Annotated in this window: 14 protein-coding genes; 8 read left to right on the forward strand and 6 right to left on the reverse strand. The window is 40.3% G+C overall.

The genetic code is table 11. From position 1 onward, the window contains the following. Window positions 1–133: 133 nt before the first annotated feature. From NH462_RS03410 to NH462_RS03425, 4 genes are all read right to left on the reverse strand, one after another. Complete coding sequence (locus NH462_RS03410) at window positions 134–640, reverse strand: hypothetical protein (protein WP_010368749.1); 507 nt, start codon at window positions 638–640, stop codon at window positions 134–136. A gap of 759 nt (window positions 641–1,399) precedes the next feature. After that, window positions 1,400–2,677: a S41 family peptidase gene (locus tag NH462_RS03415; protein ID WP_253104048.1), complete on the reverse strand. Its 1,278-nt coding sequence runs from the start codon at window positions 2,675–2,677 to the stop codon at window positions 1,400–1,402. Continuing rightward, window positions 2,643–2,936, reverse strand: a complete 294-nt coding sequence (locus tag NH462_RS03420) for a hypothetical protein (protein ID WP_253104051.1) — start codon at window positions 2,934–2,936, stop codon at window positions 2,643–2,645. Before NH462_RS03420 ends, NH462_RS03415 begins: the two co-directional genes overlap by 35 nt. A 309-nt stretch (window positions 2,937–3,245) precedes the next feature. After that, the gene (locus NH462_RS03425) at window positions 3,246–4,184 is read right to left on the reverse strand and encodes a hypothetical protein (RefSeq protein WP_253104054.1); all 939 of its coding nucleotides are present in this window, start codon (window positions 4,182–4,184) and stop codon (window positions 3,246–3,248) included. A gap of 473 nt (window positions 4,185–4,657) precedes the next feature. Between NH462_RS03425 and NH462_RS03430 the strand changes: the two genes are divergently transcribed. Continuing rightward, window positions 4,658–5,167, forward strand: coding sequence for a DUF3016 domain-containing protein (locus NH462_RS03430; RefSeq protein WP_010368743.1), 510 nt, complete (start codon window positions 4,658–4,660; stop codon window positions 5,165–5,167). A gap of 69 nt (window positions 5,168–5,236) precedes the next feature. On the opposite strand, the gene NH462_RS03435 is transcribed toward NH462_RS03430, so the two are convergent. Both NH462_RS03435 and NH462_RS03440 read right to left on the reverse strand, forming a co-directional pair. Next, window positions 5,237–5,530, reverse strand: coding sequence for a prephenate dehydrogenase (locus NH462_RS03435; RefSeq protein WP_253104056.1), 294 nt, complete (start codon window positions 5,528–5,530; stop codon window positions 5,237–5,239). A 498-nt stretch (window positions 5,531–6,028) separates the two neighbouring features. Next, window positions 6,029–6,985: a helix-turn-helix domain-containing protein gene (locus NH462_RS03440; RefSeq protein ID WP_010368740.1), complete on the reverse strand. Its 957-nt coding sequence runs from the start codon at window positions 6,983–6,985 to the stop codon at window positions 6,029–6,031. A 154-nt stretch (window positions 6,986–7,139) separates the two neighbouring features. Between NH462_RS03440 and NH462_RS03445 the strand changes: the two genes are divergently transcribed. From NH462_RS03445 to NH462_RS03475, 7 genes are all read left to right on the forward strand, one after another. Further along, window positions 7,140–9,512, forward strand: a complete 2,373-nt coding sequence (locus tag NH462_RS03445; RefSeq protein ID WP_253104058.1) for an MMPL family transporter — start codon at window positions 7,140–7,142, stop codon at window positions 9,510–9,512. Between the two features lie 11 nt (window positions 9,513–9,523). Continuing rightward, complete coding sequence (locus tag NH462_RS03450; protein ID WP_069021402.1) at window positions 9,524–10,312, forward strand: outer membrane lipoprotein-sorting protein; 789 nt, start codon at window positions 9,524–9,526, stop codon at window positions 10,310–10,312. A 52-nt stretch (window positions 10,313–10,364) separates the two neighbouring features. Further along, on the forward strand, window positions 10,365–11,525 hold the full coding sequence (locus tag NH462_RS03455; RefSeq protein ID WP_010368733.1) for a hypothetical protein: 1,161 nt from the start codon (window positions 10,365–10,367) through the stop codon (window positions 11,523–11,525). 248 nt (window positions 11,526–11,773) lie between these two features. Continuing rightward, window positions 11,774–12,862 (forward strand): 12-oxophytodienoate reductase, encoded by a 1,089-nt coding sequence (locus NH462_RS03460; RefSeq protein WP_045987961.1) that lies wholly within the window; start codon window positions 11,774–11,776, stop codon window positions 12,860–12,862. A gap of 58 nt (window positions 12,863–12,920) precedes the next feature. Beyond that, window positions 12,921–13,907, forward strand: a complete 987-nt coding sequence (locus tag NH462_RS03465; protein ID WP_253104060.1) for an isocyanide synthase family protein — start codon at window positions 12,921–12,923, stop codon at window positions 13,905–13,907. Next, the gene (locus NH462_RS03470; RefSeq protein ID WP_010368728.1) at window positions 13,900–14,547 is read left to right on the forward strand and encodes an HAD family hydrolase; all 648 of its coding nucleotides are present in this window, start codon (window positions 13,900–13,902) and stop codon (window positions 14,545–14,547) included. Before NH462_RS03465 ends, NH462_RS03470 begins: the two co-directional genes overlap by 8 nt. A gap of 9 nt (window positions 14,548–14,556) precedes the next feature. Next, complete coding sequence (locus NH462_RS03475; RefSeq protein WP_010368726.1) at window positions 14,557–16,761, forward strand: L-tyrosine/L-tryptophan isonitrile synthase family protein; 2,205 nt, start codon at window positions 14,557–14,559, stop codon at window positions 16,759–16,761. The last annotated feature ends 9 nt before the right edge of the window (window positions 16,762–16,770 follow it).

A 16,770-nucleotide genomic window follows, 5' to 3' on the forward strand; every position in this document is an offset into this window, starting at 1 on the left:
TGGATTGTTAGTATGTAACATGAGAGTTACTCCTTAGTTGTTTTGAACAAAGATTCGACACCTTTATCAAAACGGGTAACTCTCAATTTTTCAAATCGAATTGTCAGGTCTGGTCAGAACTAATTCATATAAATTAATTCTCGCGGTATTCGTAACGTACACCGCCACGTATACTTGTACCGCCACCGTTGTTTTTCAGAGTTAATCTATAGCTGCCACGAGGAAGGTATCTTCCGATATGAGTACCTCGATCAATTTCTCTATCATCACGGTATAAAATTAATTCCATATCATGGCCATCATAGTTTCTTTCTATTGTGAAAAAGTAAGAATTACAAGTACCGCCAAAGCTTGAAAAATTGGTAAGAGTAATTTCTTGATCTACTTTAGCACTTGCATACTTTGTATATTTATAGGTCTCGCAGCGTCCCCATTCAGCATTTAATTCAGCTGCTCTTTGATTTACGTCTAGCTCGCCACTTTCAGAACGGTCTAGCAGCTCAGCCATAGTAATACCTTCAGCTTTAGCGACCGCTTCAGCTCTTTGAACTAATCCACCTTCGGCTTGAGCATAAGATATAGCAGAAGTGCTAACCAATGTCGCTAACATAAGCGATTTTAATAAACCGGTAACTTTCATAATATTCCTTTGTCCTTGAAGTTATTTTGTATGATGAGAAAAAGAGAGTGATTTTGTAACTTGACTCTTGAAAGCCTTTTCTCAGAATCAAACTCGGAGAAAATTTTAATTTATCTATGTTCCTATTACAATACAAGGTAGTTCGAAATTTACTTCTAATTATATGATTGCCAGTATCATAACAATTTGTTATTAAATAATTTATATTGAATTGCTTCAGAGCCTTAGAGTTGTTGTTAGCGCGCTATTGATATAGGTAACTGGGTGAAAAATAAATAAATTTATCCTTTATTTCATCCGAGGGGTATTAAGTGGGGTATCGCCACTTTTTCCCATGTTAATAGTTAAATAGAAACAAAAGCTTAAGCTCTGTATGGGCGACATGATGTAAACATCATCTCCTAAGCACTACACGCTTTAAAAACCCAGCTTCGGCTGGGGTTTGTGCTTTTTATATTTGATACTAGGTGCTACACGCTCAGGCAAATGAACTTCTATTTCTTTGAGGTACTCGACTCCATGAGTAATAATTCCCAAACTTTTTCTCTATAGCACCTTGCTGCTTTTATTTATCCCCCAAGAATATAAATAAACGCCCTTATATCATCCAAACACCGTGGATGTGTAGCCCATAACTGCTTATTCGTAAGAATACCCACTCGCTCTTCAGCAGATGTGTAATGATAGATAAGGTCTTTATTCTTTTGTGTTATTTTTCGTGATTTAATTTTTCAATTTCATAGCAGAGCATCAAAGTTTTTAGTGCTTTATATCTTTATTCACCAACTCCCTCACTACCGGCCACTTTTTGATTCCCTCTAATAAGGCGTCTGTTGTCCACTCGACCTCATTAAATGGGATGTCAGGTTGATAAAAATCACCATTGCCACGAGCTCTATTTACATAGACTTTATTAGGAATAATGACCTTGCTCAAGCCTGATGGGGTATCAACCAACCTTACATCCATATAGGTTGAATCTGAGCTACTTGGGGCGCCAAATAACACTGTATTTGAAAACAACTTAAAAGTATCGACAGCATCCAGACAGGCGCTGCCACATTGCCCCGGCACGATCACTATCGCTTTATTTTTAAAGTCACTTTCAGCTAGCTGCTTTGAAGCATTGTTTGCTTGTGGCTTATGCTCTACATAAAATGGCTTTCCAGCTTCTAAGGATGCACGCATACCTACAGACACTGCTTTCACCATTTCATGCATCTCAGGCTGGTCGCGTAATACAGTTATTAACGACTCTACATACTGAGTATTATCTTTTGATGCTCGCCACCACACCTGTGATTTTTCGTCATGTTTATCTTTTCGATAATTAACGATTTGCTGCCCCCATAATTGCTCGGCGATTTTCAAACTCCAATACGTTGAACCACCTTGATTATGACGAAGGTCTAATACCACAGCTGTAGCTGTGAGAAGTTGTTCGCGTTGCCTAGCTAAGTCAGCAAATAGTTGCTGGTAATTTGATTTTTCTGTTTCGTTAGGTGCAAAGGTGGGCATTGCTATCCAGGCTATATCTTCGACAGGCCAATGTAAACCGACCTCCAACTTATCGCCATTGTAAGCATTTACTAGATGTTGACTAACACTATCTGGTCGTTCTACCCACTGTAATTGTAGACTGTAGGCCACGCCACTCGATTGCACAAAGTCGCATGTTTTTAATGGTGGTAAAAATGGATTACCGTCGTCGATTAATAATCGCCACCCTTGATTCCACCAATGACCTGGCTGCTCAACTTGACCATGAAACTTAAACAACGTGTTACGCATTAACGGCTTAATAGGTGTATCATTACAGCTTATGATCTTGTCGCCCTTAGTCACTTTATCATGCTCGCTGTAATACACTTTTAAACCATCACCACGCCAGACTACCGAGAACCCCGGCCAACGTCTAGGTTGCCTCACCGATTTTGGTAAAACCGCCACAGCGCCAGCATGACCATCCTGTAAAACCGTATTAAAACGGGCAATTGTGGCCTCATAGCCTGAGGCATTTTTTGATCTTTTCAGCAAGCACTAAGGCTTGTTGCTTTGCGTTTTCAAGTAACTGTGCAAAGCCAGGATTGTGGCTATCCAACATACCGGGGTGGTTAGTAGCTGATTGCTGATAGGCGTAATGGATATCTTGTTTTGCAACAGCTTGCCACTGCAGAGCTGTGCTAGGCAGGTTGTCGATTGAATCGTTGTCATTTCCAAGCGCATGAGAATTCGTTACAAGCACACAAAGGCAGCTCGCTAACGTTCCAAGGTAGGTGTTAATTGTTTTTTTCATATAGGTGCTTTTAATTATTATAATTTGACTATTTAACACAGCACAAAAAATCGAGAGATAGTGAGCTCTTTCACAATGACAAGCGCAATATGACAGGATAAATCTCGACCTAAAAAATCATCAAAATAGAAGGCTGATTGCTCAGCTTACCAACTCACTTACTATTGCAAACAAATCACTTTTGGTGCGAATTGCGCTAAACCCATGACCAATAGTGAGCTATTGATGCACTAATTTACCTAGTTACCACTTGGATAATTGAAAGTGAACTTAAAGGATTAGTTATCTTATTCTTAATCCAATCTCAAGTTAGCTACAAACTAGCGATACCTGCTCTTGGCCTTTTTTATTTCTTGTTATGACAACATGGCAGTCTTTAATTGATGTGCTAGCATTACCTTGACCACTATTATCTGAGTTATATATGGGCACGCCCCGATCTTCCACCCTACTTAGCCATTCGGTGAGCCACTTCATGCTACCAGCGGTTTCCTCATTTAATGCTCTGTCTTTGGCCCAAAGCCTAACCCCTAAGACGCCACCACCAATAGGAATAATCTGGCCTTGTTTATCGAGTGCTTTCATGAGACTTCCCTCTACGGCTACACTTGTTCCATTAGTTGTGAGCAAATCCAACTTCACCCAAGCATTGGTGCCATCTTTAAAATTTATTACCAACACAGGTTTCAGGTTTAAGCCTAGTGATGATAACCCAATATCTAGACCCAGATCAGCTTTTAGCTGTTTTAGTTGTGTATGAATGAGAGTGAATTGATTTTTAACCTTTTTGTCTGTTTTAATCCGAGTGGCAATTTTACTTATGAAGTTGTGCTCGGGTAAGGCAATTTGAAATGCACTTTCAAATTCCTCGTCGACTAGTAACGTGATCTCAGCTGTCCGTTTACGGAGCACCTCTACAGTCTTTTGAACTTCGATTAGTTTTTCTTTGAGTTGCTGTGACATAACCGAGCCTGGCCCGTGATATTCAATACTAAATGCGTGGTATTTATTAGGTGCAGTTACTTCATCAGTACTTAGGTCTAAAACAGATTTATAAAGTGTTATTTTAGGTGATGAGTGAACGAGATCTACAACATATATCCGCTCGCCTTCATAGCGAGTGACTTCTTCTACTAGTTTTTGCGAGTGCTCTGGACTACAAGCATTACATAGTACTGTTCTTTCAGCATGTACATAAGTGCTGCACAGACTCATGATTAACACACTGAGATATAAGAAATACTTCATTTGAAACAATGTCCTTTTGTGTTTCTAAAAAGTGTATTTTGGTTGGTTTTTTGTGAATGTCAATAGTGGGCGGATTTATCATGCAAAATAAATAGCAGTGGTTTGATGGGGATAAAAGAGCATAAGGATGAAGCTACACGATTGCTTGTAGTCGTAAAGACACCGCTTTGATTACATCCGTTTGAGAACGATTTACCCTAATTTAGGTCTTACTAACTATAAGCTAACTTGAACGCTAGCAATTGTGATTCCTTAGAATGCTTTAACTTTGGTTTTTAATAACTCCCAGAAATCCTACATTGCTTTTGAGCAAGCACTTATCTAGGGTGGAATAGTATTAGTGAACTTAGTTTTTCATTCAGCTAGCTAACTTTTGTGTACAGCTTTAGGTTGGTTATGTAAATGTAGTCAAATGTCACACTGCGTAAAAGGGTGTGATCTTGCTTTACTTCGCACAATGAAGGAGTAAGGTGATGGTAGAGTTTGAAGGAGATCCAAAGATGAAAACACAAATTGCAATACTTGCTTTATTTATGACTCCCTTGTTTGTCAATGCAGGTGAGGTCGCTGTGACTTGGAAGGACTTTAAAGAGTATCGCGATGTTAGACCTGGTAATGAAACGCGAGGTTCGTTTCATAAACGGGTTGAAAAGCAACTACAGAAGCATCTAGAAGAATTAGCGACGAAATTACCCGAGGGCTACAAGCTCGCAATTACCTTTGATGAGATAGACCTTGCTGGTGATGTTCATTACGGTACCACTGATATTCGGGTGATTAAACCAATCCATTTCCCTCGTTTTGAAATTAGCTATAAGTTAACAGATAAGTCTGGTAAAACCATCGCAGAGGAAAATGGCGTGACGTTAAAAGATATGTCGTTCATGGATAGAATAAAAAGAGGCATGGACGAATCTTTTTATTATGAAAAGCGTCTCTTAACTGATTGGTTTGAAAATGACCTGATTAAAAAGGTTAGTTAATTAACAGGCATTAGCCTTGAGATAAGCTTACACGCAGCGGCCAAGCTGCGTGTTTGGTTAACTAGCTGGCTATTTAAATGTAGCCAGTAGCTGTAGTAAGGATTGTAACTTTTTAACAACCAGTGCGAGTTTTTGCTCGTCAATTTTTTCAGTTGTCGATAGGCCTTCAACGTCGGCTGCAACATCCAAAACATAAGGTTTAAAGCGCTTTGCTTCAAACGTAAACCCCGCTTCTTCTGTAAATAACGCTTTAAACTTACCATGACCTTGCTGCTGCAATTCATCGAGTTTTTTATCAGCATCCAGCGCTTGGCGGTATATGATCTTGAGATTTTCATTAAGTTGTTCGATAACGGCTTGCATGGTCATTCCAAACAGATTTTCAAAGCTCCATATTTTAAGGGTTTAGGGATTAAATGTCAGGTAGTAAGTTGGCAATAATTTCCTTAAACCACACATGGCTTCAATTGTGTCGCGTCTTATACCAATTCGCTTACTTAAGAGATCTATTTTGAAGCGAGAAAATCTAGCCGATAACCAGACGAAAATTTTGGTATTTAAACTGAACTCGGGATAAGAAGTAAGTTAATTCAATAGTTTAAAGGTTGCAGTATCACTTTAGCCTGAAGTTATTTCTAAATACAAGGCAAATTTGTGCGTCAATAGCTGGCCTATTGCAAGCAAATTTAACGCAGTAGTAAGGGATGACTGCTAGAGAACAAGTTGTTATCCCTAGTTCAGGTTATTTAGTTGCTCTAAATGAGAAATTTTTAACGCAGTTAGTGTCAGATTTACTCCTTCAAATTGAGCAACTAGTAAGACTAATTGGTATTAATCTAGAGGTTAGGCTGCATACCACACTTAATAAAGCATATCTCGTTGTTTCTCAGACAACTCATCGTGATCTTTGAATTGGCTTCTATATTCTTTTGGAGTAAGCCCTGTTATGCGCTTAAATGTCCGCCTAAATTGGCTGTCATCGTTATAACCTAAGTTATCGCTCACGACGTTGATTGTTTGTGATGTCAAAACCAAGAGCTCGCAGGCACGGTTAATCTTGATTTGCTCTATTAATTTTAGAACGGTCATGTTGAGCAGCGTCTTGACCCTTCTTGCTAGTGTTCGCTCAGTTAAGTTCAAATGGTCTGCAAGGTTTGATACCGATAGGTCGCATGCGAGTGTCTTATCAACCCAATGAAATACTTTTTTCAATAACGGATCGTCAAGATAAACCAGATCCAAGTGCCTAAAGGGCAAATAGTCTAAATGTGGTCGAGGTAGTACTAAAAATTTGAATACATCTCGCGCAACACTTTCTTCGAATTTATGTCGCATAAGATTATGGAATATTTGTAAATAGCCATTGGCGCCAGAAGTTGTAGCGTCACCATCAGGGTGATAAATACACGCTAAATGATTATTCCATTTTACTTTAGAAAAGCGTGAAGCCGCTTGATCCGTTAACCACCATGTAATCGTGGCTTTCGTTTGATTTAAGCGCCCAGACTCCGCGTGTAATGCGACGCCGGTGCAATATGACCAAACTTGCGTTTCGCTGGGTAACTTTTTTAGCTCGTTAATTAATCGCCCATAGGTAATAGGCAAGCAATGGAGATCTGTACTTCCCCAAAAGCCAGGTAATAATATCGCGTCGTATTGATAGTCATTGATAACGTTATCGACGTTGAGCTTGATGTTGTGTGCGCATGTGACTTCAGTTTTCTCTAAGCCTACCCAAGATACCTCAAATGCGGGTTGAGATAGCCGATTATTAACGGTCTCTAATAAGTCTAAAAAGTAAAATAATCCTGCAGGCATGCAATGTGGGTATAAAAAAAGCCCAATCCTTATCATTGTCAGAAACTGTCCGTATTTGGTCCAATTATGCAATGATACCACGTTTACGTTTTGCATACAATTCGGGGTGTAATGTTAATTTAGTGTGATTTTAATCCGACAGGGGAGTTCTATTTTGAGCATTGAAACTCAAATTGCATCTCAGCCAAGCAAAATGAAACGCTTTACTGAGCTGCTGATACGTTTTCGATATGTGGTTACGCTGATAGTCGTCGCCATTTGTATAGCCACAAGTCTTGGACAAAGCAGGGTTGGCTTTAGTAGTGACTACAGGTACTACTTTGGTTCGCCATCACCTGTGATTGCTGCGATGGATGAATTAGAAAGTGATTATGCACTTTCCGATAGCATCTATATTTCTATTAGCCCTAAGTCTGGGGGAACTGTATTCGACAAAGCTGTGCTATCTGCTGTGTTACATGCAACGGAAGAAGCTTGGAAAGTTCCTTATGCGACGAGAGTTGACTCATTGAGCAATTATCAAAATACAGTAGCAAATGATGATGATCTTACTGTCGCGCACTTATTTAAATCTGAAAGTGAATTAATCGGCTCTAATATTGATTATATCCGTCAGGTTGCGCTTGCTGAACCTATGTTGGAAAACCGTATTGTTTCTCAAAATGGGGAACACACAGGTGTCAATGTGGTGCTAACGCTTCCAGGTAAGTCGCCGATGGAGACTTCTGAGGCCGTATCTGCAGTGAGAGAATTGGCTCAAGAGCTTGAAGCTCAGTACCCGGTAGAAGTTCGATTATCTGGCGTACATATGCTAAACCACGCTTTTGCTGAGATAGGTATGCAAGATATCGTGAACATCATGCCTGTTATGTATATGGTGATGTTGGCGATATTGCTGGTGTTATTCCGCTCTGTATTGCAGGTATTAATGACAGTTGCAATAGTGCACTTATCGACTATTACAACGATGGGAATTGTTGGCTGGCTTGGTATCCCGCTTACGGCTCCATCTTCAATCGCTCCGACTATTATTCTGACATTAGCAGTTGCTGATTCTGTTCATATCATAATGAGTTTTGTTATTGCCAAACGCCGTGGTGTGAGCGATGCCGAAGCAATTAAAGAGTCAATGTCGGTTAACTTCTTGCCAATTTTACTGACTAGTTTAACAACAATTATTGGTTTTGTTGCCTTGAACTTTGCTGATGCACCTCCTTACCATGACTTAGGCAATATTACGGCGATTGGTGTATTTATTGCGTTTGTTTTATCGATCACATTATTGCCTTGCTTACTGTATATTTTACCAAATTGGATTAAGCAAAAAGAGCAAGACACAAAGTTTTCAGATAAAATTTGGGCAAAACTCTCTCACTTTATTGAAAGTAAATATAAGACCGTCATTATTATTTTCTCTGCATTAACTATTGCTTTTATGATCCCTATTCCAAATCTTAAATTAGATGATAGGTGGGTTGAGTATTTCTCTGACAAAACACAGTTTAGAAATGATGCAGACTTTGTTCAAAAAAATGTAACAGGATTATACAGTATTGAGTTTAACATTCAGTCTTTAGGCTCTCAGGGAATTAGTGATGCTGAATATTTAAATACGCTAGATGATTTTGCGAAATACTATCGTAGCTTTGATAACGTTTATAATGTGAGTGTCTTGACCGATACCATGAAGCGATTGAATAAAAACCTTCATGGTGATGATCCAAGCTTTTATCGTATACCTGAAAATAAAGAGCTCGCTGCGCAATACTTATTGCTATACGAAATGTCACTACCATACGGTCTAGATCTAACCAATCAGATCAATATGGATAAATCTAGCTCGAAGGTAGTCATTACGATGAAAGATGTTTCAACTAATGAGCTAAGAGAGGCGGCAGCTAAAGGCGAAGCATGGTTAAAAAATAATGCGCCAGCTTATATGCATGCGATTGGTTCAGGCGCTACGGTGATCTTTGCTCACCAGTCAGATGTGAATATTCAAGGAATGGTCACAGGCACATTATTATCTCTCATTATGATTTGTATTGTCGTATTTATTGCAATGCGTAACATCAAATATGGCCTTATTAGTGTATTACCTAATGTATTACCAGCGATCTTCGCGTTTGGTGCTTGGACGCTGTTAAGAGGGCAGGCCGGAATGGAAGTTTCTATTGTGGTGTCTGCAACACTAGGTGTCATAGTCGATAACTGTGTTCACTTCATGATCAAATACTTGCGTGGTAAAGAGCAATTTAACCTTGCCCCTGCCGATGCTATTAAATACGCGTATCAAAATGTGGGAAATGCATTGCTATTTACGTCAGTTACGTTAATTGCAGGTTATACCGTCCTAACTATGTCTTCTTTCTCGTTGAATAGTTCTTTAGGTTTGATGTCTGCGTTAACTGTGGTAGCAGCTCTATTAGTCATCAACATTTTACTTCCAGCGATCATTTTGTTTGTTGACCGTGCCGAGCAACGAGCTGCTGATGAAAGATTGATCAACGCGCAACTAGCATCATAAGGAGAAATAATATGCTGAATTTAAAAAAGGTTTTTGTGGCAACTAGCTTGCTAGCTAGCTCGACACTCACATTTGCAGCGAGCGATGAAGATAAAGGACTACAACTTGCCCAGCTGGCAGATCAAGTGGATTCTGGTTGGGTAGATCAAACCGTTGATATCACCATGACGCTGCAAGACAGAGCGGGTAATCAAAATATCCGTAAGGTTAGAAATGAGATGCTTGAAGTTGAGGATGATGGAGATAAAAGTTTGGTGGTATTTGATACCCCATATGATGTGAAAGGCACAGTGATGCTGTCGTTTAGCCATAAGGTTGGAGATGATGATCAGTGGCTTTACCTACCAGCGCTTAAGCGAGTAAAGCGTATTTCGTCTAGTAACAAGTCAGGCCCTTTTATGGGAAGTGATTTTGCATACGAAGATATGAGTTCACAAGAAGTTGAAAAGTATACCTACAAGTTTATCCGAGAGGATGAATTTGAAGGCCAAGCGGTCAATGTTGTTGAGCGTACTCCGGTATATGAAAACTCAGGGTATTCAAAACAGCTTGTTTGGTTGGATAAAAAGCGCACGATTCCGCTTCAAATAGAATATTTTGATCGTAAAGGGAGTGCTTTAAAAACCCAGCATTTTAAAGGCTATCAGCTTTACAACGAGAGATTTTGGCGCGTTGACGATTTGCTGATGGTGAACCATCAAAAGGGCACGCAAACTACGATTTCTTTTGATAATTATAACATTAGCCAAGGAGTACGATTGACGAATTTTGCACAAGCAAACTTGTCACGTATTAGGTAAAAAACAATTGGCTGAGTGAGCGTTCACTCAGCCAAGCAGCAAAGGATTAGAGATGAAGTTAATAATGATGCTGTTAGTCGGTGTGTTAACCACCTTTGCTTGTATTGCGGATGTGGACATTAGAGGTACTGCGAACTTCAGCCAGCGACAATATACGGATGCGCAACCAGAGCACCATGAGAGTCAATCTTTGATTTTTATTGAGCCTGAAATATACCTGCCAATCAATACAAATTGGAGTGCACTTGCCAAACCTTATGCAAGGTACGACAGCCTCGGAGCTGCAAGACATCAGTTAGATTTTAGAGAGCTTAATCTGAGTTACATTAATGGTAACTTTGATGCAAAGATAGGAGTGAGTGAGGTATTTTGGGGCGTTACAGAGTCCCAGCATTTAGTTGATATTGTTAACCAGACAGATGTTTTAAGTAGTATTGATGGCGAAGATAAGCTCGGTCAGCCTATGCTACAACTTAATTGGCTTCATGGCAGCGGTTCGCTGCAAATGTTTGTAATGCCATACTTCAGAGAGCGAAATTTTGCTAGCAAAGTACAGCGTTTACATCCTGATGTTGTCATTAGTTCACAGTCTAAATATGAAGATAACCAAGAAAATAGCCATACAGATTTCGCATTGAGAGCGACAAATTCTTTTGATAGTTGGGAGCTTGCCGCTTCATATTTTATTGGTACAAACCGTACACCGAGCATGCTACTGGAAAATGGCCACTATACACCTTATTACAGCCAACTTACCCAGTATGGATTGGAAGTTCAGGGGGTTTTCGGCGGATGGCTGATTAAGAATGAAACCATTTATCGAAAAGGCCTACATGATTGGGCTATCGCGCATACTAGCGGTTTTGAGTACACACACGCAGGTGCTTTAGGTCAAGCAGATTTAGGTTATTTGGTTGAATATAGCTTTGATGAATTAGATGAAAACAGCACTTCCAGTTTCCAGAATGACGTCTTTTTTGGGGTTCGAGTTGCAATAAATGACGTTTCTGGGTCTGAGTTATTGATCGGTGCCATTCATGATATTGACGCGCATCACTGGTCGATGTTTAGAGTAGAAGGTAGTACACGAATAACTCCCGCTTTGAGATTAAGAACTGAGATATGGGTCGGGGATGAAACCAGAGAAAACGATCCGTTTTTTAGCACGAAAAAAGATGACTTTATTCAGTTAAGTATTGAGTATTATTTTTAAATGTTAATTATTTAAATGAACATCCTGCAATATTAGTTATTTTCAATTTTAAAATTTCCCTTTTGATTTTTGCCCCTTTTTAGGGGCTTTTTTGTTTGTGATTAACATAATAAATATTTTGTAACAAAGTTGTTTATTGTGTTTATATCTTGTGTCAATAATTGGCTGGTTTTGGTCGGTAATTGCCATAAAAAAGGTTCTACGAAAACATACAATAATTCTATTATTTATTTAATGATGGAACCAAAATGGAGTATTTAAATAAACTGGTTAGTTCAATAAATGCGCCAGTCTCAATATCGAATCTACAGCTCAACAATCGCGTTGTAATGGCACCTATGACTCAGGAAAGCTCTGTAAAGCATATTCCTGGTAAGGTGCAAGTCGAACACTACGGACAAAGAGCAAAGCATGGCGTTGGTCTCATCATTACAGAAGGAACCGTTATTCCGCATGCATCTGCTAATGGACATTTCAACGTCCCGCTTATGTATTCGGAATCCGCACTGTCGGGTTGGCGCAAAGTGGTTAATGAAGTGCACCGCTTTGACAGTAAGATCTTTGCGCAGCTTTGGCATGTCGGTGGTGTAAGAGAAGCTGCAATGCCACCTGAAGTTGGTGTACCTGCAGTTAGCCCCAGCGGACTGTCAGCGCCAAATATACCAAATGGCAAAAAGCTAACCATCAAGGAAATTGACGAGGTCATTGCTGCGTATGCAAATGCTGCTAAGAATGCACAGCTTTGCGGGTTTGATGGTATTGAAATACATGCTGCCCATGGATACTTGATCGATCAATTCTTATGGCAAGCGACTAACTTACGAAGCGACCAATACGGTGGTGGGGCAAAAAACCGTTATCGCTTTGCTGCCGAGGTTGTGACTGCTATCCGTGATGCGGTTGGTCCCGATTTCACTATCGGTTTCCGTTGGTCTCAATGGAAGATTCAGAATTTTTCAGCGCGTGTTTTCCAATCACCAGAAGAATTAGCTCCTTTCTTGCAAACAGTTTCCGAGGCCGGTGTGGATGTTTTTCATACGAGCACAAGAAGGTTTTGGGAGCCTGGATTTGAAGGCAGTGAAAGGACACTGGCAGGCTGGACAAAAGCGATTACACAAAAACCTTGTATAGCCGTTGGGGGAGTCGGACTTGGTAATGACTTCTTGCTCGGTGGGCCGTCAAGCGCCAGTCAACATGTTTATGAAAGCTTGATCCGGGGACTAGAAGAAAATGAGTTCGACTTGATTGCAGTAGGTCGAGCGCTACTCGCAGACCCTGCGTGGTTTTCAAAATTAAATCAAAGAAGTACGCAAAATAATAACCATGTTTTGGCTTAGCGATATTTTCGCTAAAGCGCCAAGCATTGGATGAATAAGTTTATAAGGACTGAGATTTATGTCAAACCAGAATGTAGCGGAGTTATCCCGTCAGATACTGCAACTCGTATTTCGTGAGCGAAAGTTGGTAGAGTCCGAAGTTTCGCAAGCGGACGAGAACCATGAGTATTTAAGTGAAGATGAACTGTATCCTCACTTAGATAAAATAGAGCGGATGGTCGCGAAGGGTGAGCCGATAACAATGGTATTACCGGCCTATCCGGGAAAATCACCAAATCGCAATAAAACATTGAGTAAATACCCTGATTTAGCCGAGAAGCATTCTATCGATATGCTTCATGTACTTTGCGACAGAATTGAAAAAATCTATTCGCCGGGTGTAAAGGTATTAATTTGTTCCGATGGGTATGTGTTCTCTGATCTTGTACGGATCCCCGATACAGACGTACATAGCTATACCGAGGCTATCAAAGAATATTACAGCAGCAATTATCCTACCCAATTTGATTTTTACGACATTAAAGATGCCTTCCCCGAAATAAAATGTTTAGACGCGATGCGAGAAGAGTTAATGATCCGCTATGGTGAGTCATTGGTTAGTTTAACAAATCGCTCGCAAAGCGAAAAAGAAACTCGCTCCATGTATCAAGGAATAACTAAGTTCTTATTTGAGGATTTTCTTGGTTTAGTTGAGTTTGCTGGGGTGAGTAAAACTCAGGTACAAAAAGCAGCTAAGTCTACGGCCTTAAGGGTAATACTTCGAAGTAATGCTTGGAGTAAGTTGCTAGAAGTGAGATACCCAGAAGCCTTGAGATTATCCATTCATCCACAATTTAGAATTTCGCAAAAAATCGGTATCAAACTCGCTAATTCAGCAGATTGCTGGCGCACACCATGGCACTCAGTCGCAGTACTGAAAAAGGATCAAATTCACCTTGCTCACAGAAATATGGTGAGCGAAAGCAGTCACCGATTGATGTTTAGTCAAGGAGCGCCAAGTCATTATGTTATGTCTTGGGAAAATGGAGCAGCAGCGCATGTATAAGCTCGCAATTTTCGATCTGGATGGCACCTTGATTGACACGCTCAGCAGCATCACCACTAGCGTCAATATTTTGCGCGGAAAAGGTGGGCTTGACGCTGTGGATCAAGACGTTGTTTTACCATTTATTGGTAAGGGAAGTGCAAACATGCTGCAAGCACTCTGTGGAACTTCTACTGGATCGTTACATGAAACTGTAGCTGCATACAACAAAGTATATGACGACAACCTATTCACTCAGCTCACTGTTTATCCCGGCATAGTGCAGTTACTTGAAAGCTTGCATGCACAGGGAGTGAAAACCGCAGTTGTAACCAATAAATATCACCGTCAGGCGCTAGATGTATTGGAGTACTGCTTTAAGTATTTCGCATTCGATGCAATTCAAGGTGTCACCGATGAAACGCTCAAAAAACCGAATCCTACTCAGACTTTAAGGCTTATTGAAAAGCTTAGCGTTCAACCCAATGAGGTGGTGTTTATTGGTGACTCTGAAATCGATCAATGCACAGCACAGGCCTCGAATATTGATTTCAGGTTTGTTACTTGGGGATACGGTGTGGCAGAGCAGCTTAAGCTTAAAGCCGATGAAATTGTGAGTTCGGCTACAGAATTACAAAAATCAATTTTAAGAAGTGTTTAAGAGAACATCATGGAAATTTATAATTATATAAAAATAAACGATAAGGTTGCATTAGCAGGTCAGCCATCAGCACATGAGTTTGAAGTGTTGATAGCAAATGGTGTGAATTGCGTTATCAACATTGCACCATATGACGAGCGTTATTCTATCGAGAATGAAGCTGAACTAGTTGAAAAGCTCGCTGCGACATATATTTATTACCCAATTGATTTTGCGAACCCAACTCTTGCCGACTTTGCAAAAGTAGAAGCATTGCTTTTGGATAACCAAGATAACAATGTGCTATTACATTGCGCTGCCAACTACCGAGCTTCGCTGTTATTTGGGCATTTTGCGATCCGCCACTTAGGCTGGAGCCGAGCAGAAAAAAATGCCTTAATCAATCAGATTTGGTCATTGGATGATTTCCCTGCTTGGAAGGTTTTAGATGAAAAGTTAGAGGCTGGATTAAACGATGATATTAATACGCGGGTAGCTGATGTTATCGAAAAGTACTTAGTACAAACTGGTGACGGTTTTGCAAAGCAGGGTCGAGCTGAGCTCGCAAAAGCTATTGCGGCATTTACGAGCCAAGACCAAGCAGTGCAGCTTGTGCTACCTGGGTTTCCTTGCAAATCACCAAATATAGATGCGAAATCATTTTCTAACTTACCAGATTATGGTGAGGTATTGGCCTTAGAGCGAATGCAGTCTTTGTGTGATGATATCCAAGATATTTATCCAGTTGGCGCGAAATTAACCATTATTAGTGATGGCGCAACTTTCTCAGATCTTGTTGGTGTCGATGACGCTATTATGCAGGAATACAATGCGGCATTAAGAACGTTAACCATAACTCATGACATACAATGGGCAGATTTAACCGATTTATGTCAATTAGAAAAAGCAAACTCAGAGTATGACTCTGCTTATCTAAGAAAGCAGCTACTTAAGAATTTAACGACGAATCCCAGAGCACTACAAAATTATACTGATAAGGTTAAAAAAGATGCGCAGCTTCGCATCGAACATGATGATTTATGTAGCTACCTATATAACGATGTTTGTCTTGTACATCTCTCACAAAATGATAGAGACGATTACTTAGCAAGCATATGCGATAAAGCCTACGAGATGATGTTTCGAGGAAAGGCGCTGACGCATAGCATCAATGAACGATTCTCAAACCATATCCGTTTATCAACGCACCGATACGACAATACAGGGCCAAAGTTTACTATCGCTTTGTCGGCGAACAATCAACAAGTGCTAGCACCTTGGCATGCTGTTCCTGTGATGCGTTTGAATGGCAATGTCGAGTTGATGCCGCATGCAACGGCTAAGGAGCTCAATGTTGCTAATGTGACTTTCGAAAATAGCAACTGGATGTATATAGAAGTTTCAGAAGCGCGCTTTACAGCAATGCAGTTTGAAGTGCTGAAGTCACCACGTTTCGGACTGAGAATAAACCTACCTTCAGATATCACCTATCAAGAGTTGTCTCCTCAATTCCTCACGATGTTAAGTCAAGAATTTGGTTTTGTTTTACTACCAAATGCAGGCCTTGAAGAAGAGCAGGAATTAGTCGAGTTAACTGCGCCTTTTGGTGAGATTTATCAATGGCAGTTTGGACCTGTTCACGTGGTGAAGCCTGAAGAGAAACCTCATGGATTTGTTCACTCCATTGAAAAAACACCATTACATTGGGATTTGAGTATGTTACCGCTCGATCATGAGCGTGTTATTGATAATGAGCGTTTCTACGCATCAACCTTTTTACTTTACTGTAAAACAGCTGCGCAGCCCGGCGAAGGGCAAACAACGATTGTTGACAGCCGTAATGTGTTGAAGCTTGCAGGTCGAAAAAAGGTGAGAGAGTGGCAAGAAACAGAAGTTATCTATTCCACAAAGATGACTTATTTTGGCGGTGTGCCGCGCGTGTACCCTTTGGTGTTTGAACACCCAAAAAATGGTGAGTTATTACTGCGTTATCAAGAGGGTAGCGACTCTCAGTTGCAAACTTTTGAACTGAGTTCAGAGCAACTGGAAAGCAATGCATTTAATGCGCTGATCTCTGAAGTCAACGCATTGTGTTATGACGAGCGCTGCATGATTGCCCATGATTGGCAGGATGGTGACTTAATCATAGTAGACAATCATTACACCCTACACGGAAGGTTGCCCATGACGGAGCTTTCGATGAACCGTGAAGTGTGGCGAGTACAGGTAATTTAAGGAATATAT

The organism is Pseudoalteromonas sp. OANN1, assembly GCF_024124685.1.
Classification (GTDB): Bacteria; Pseudomonadota; Gammaproteobacteria; order Enterobacterales; family Alteromonadaceae; genus Pseudoalteromonas; species Pseudoalteromonas piscicida.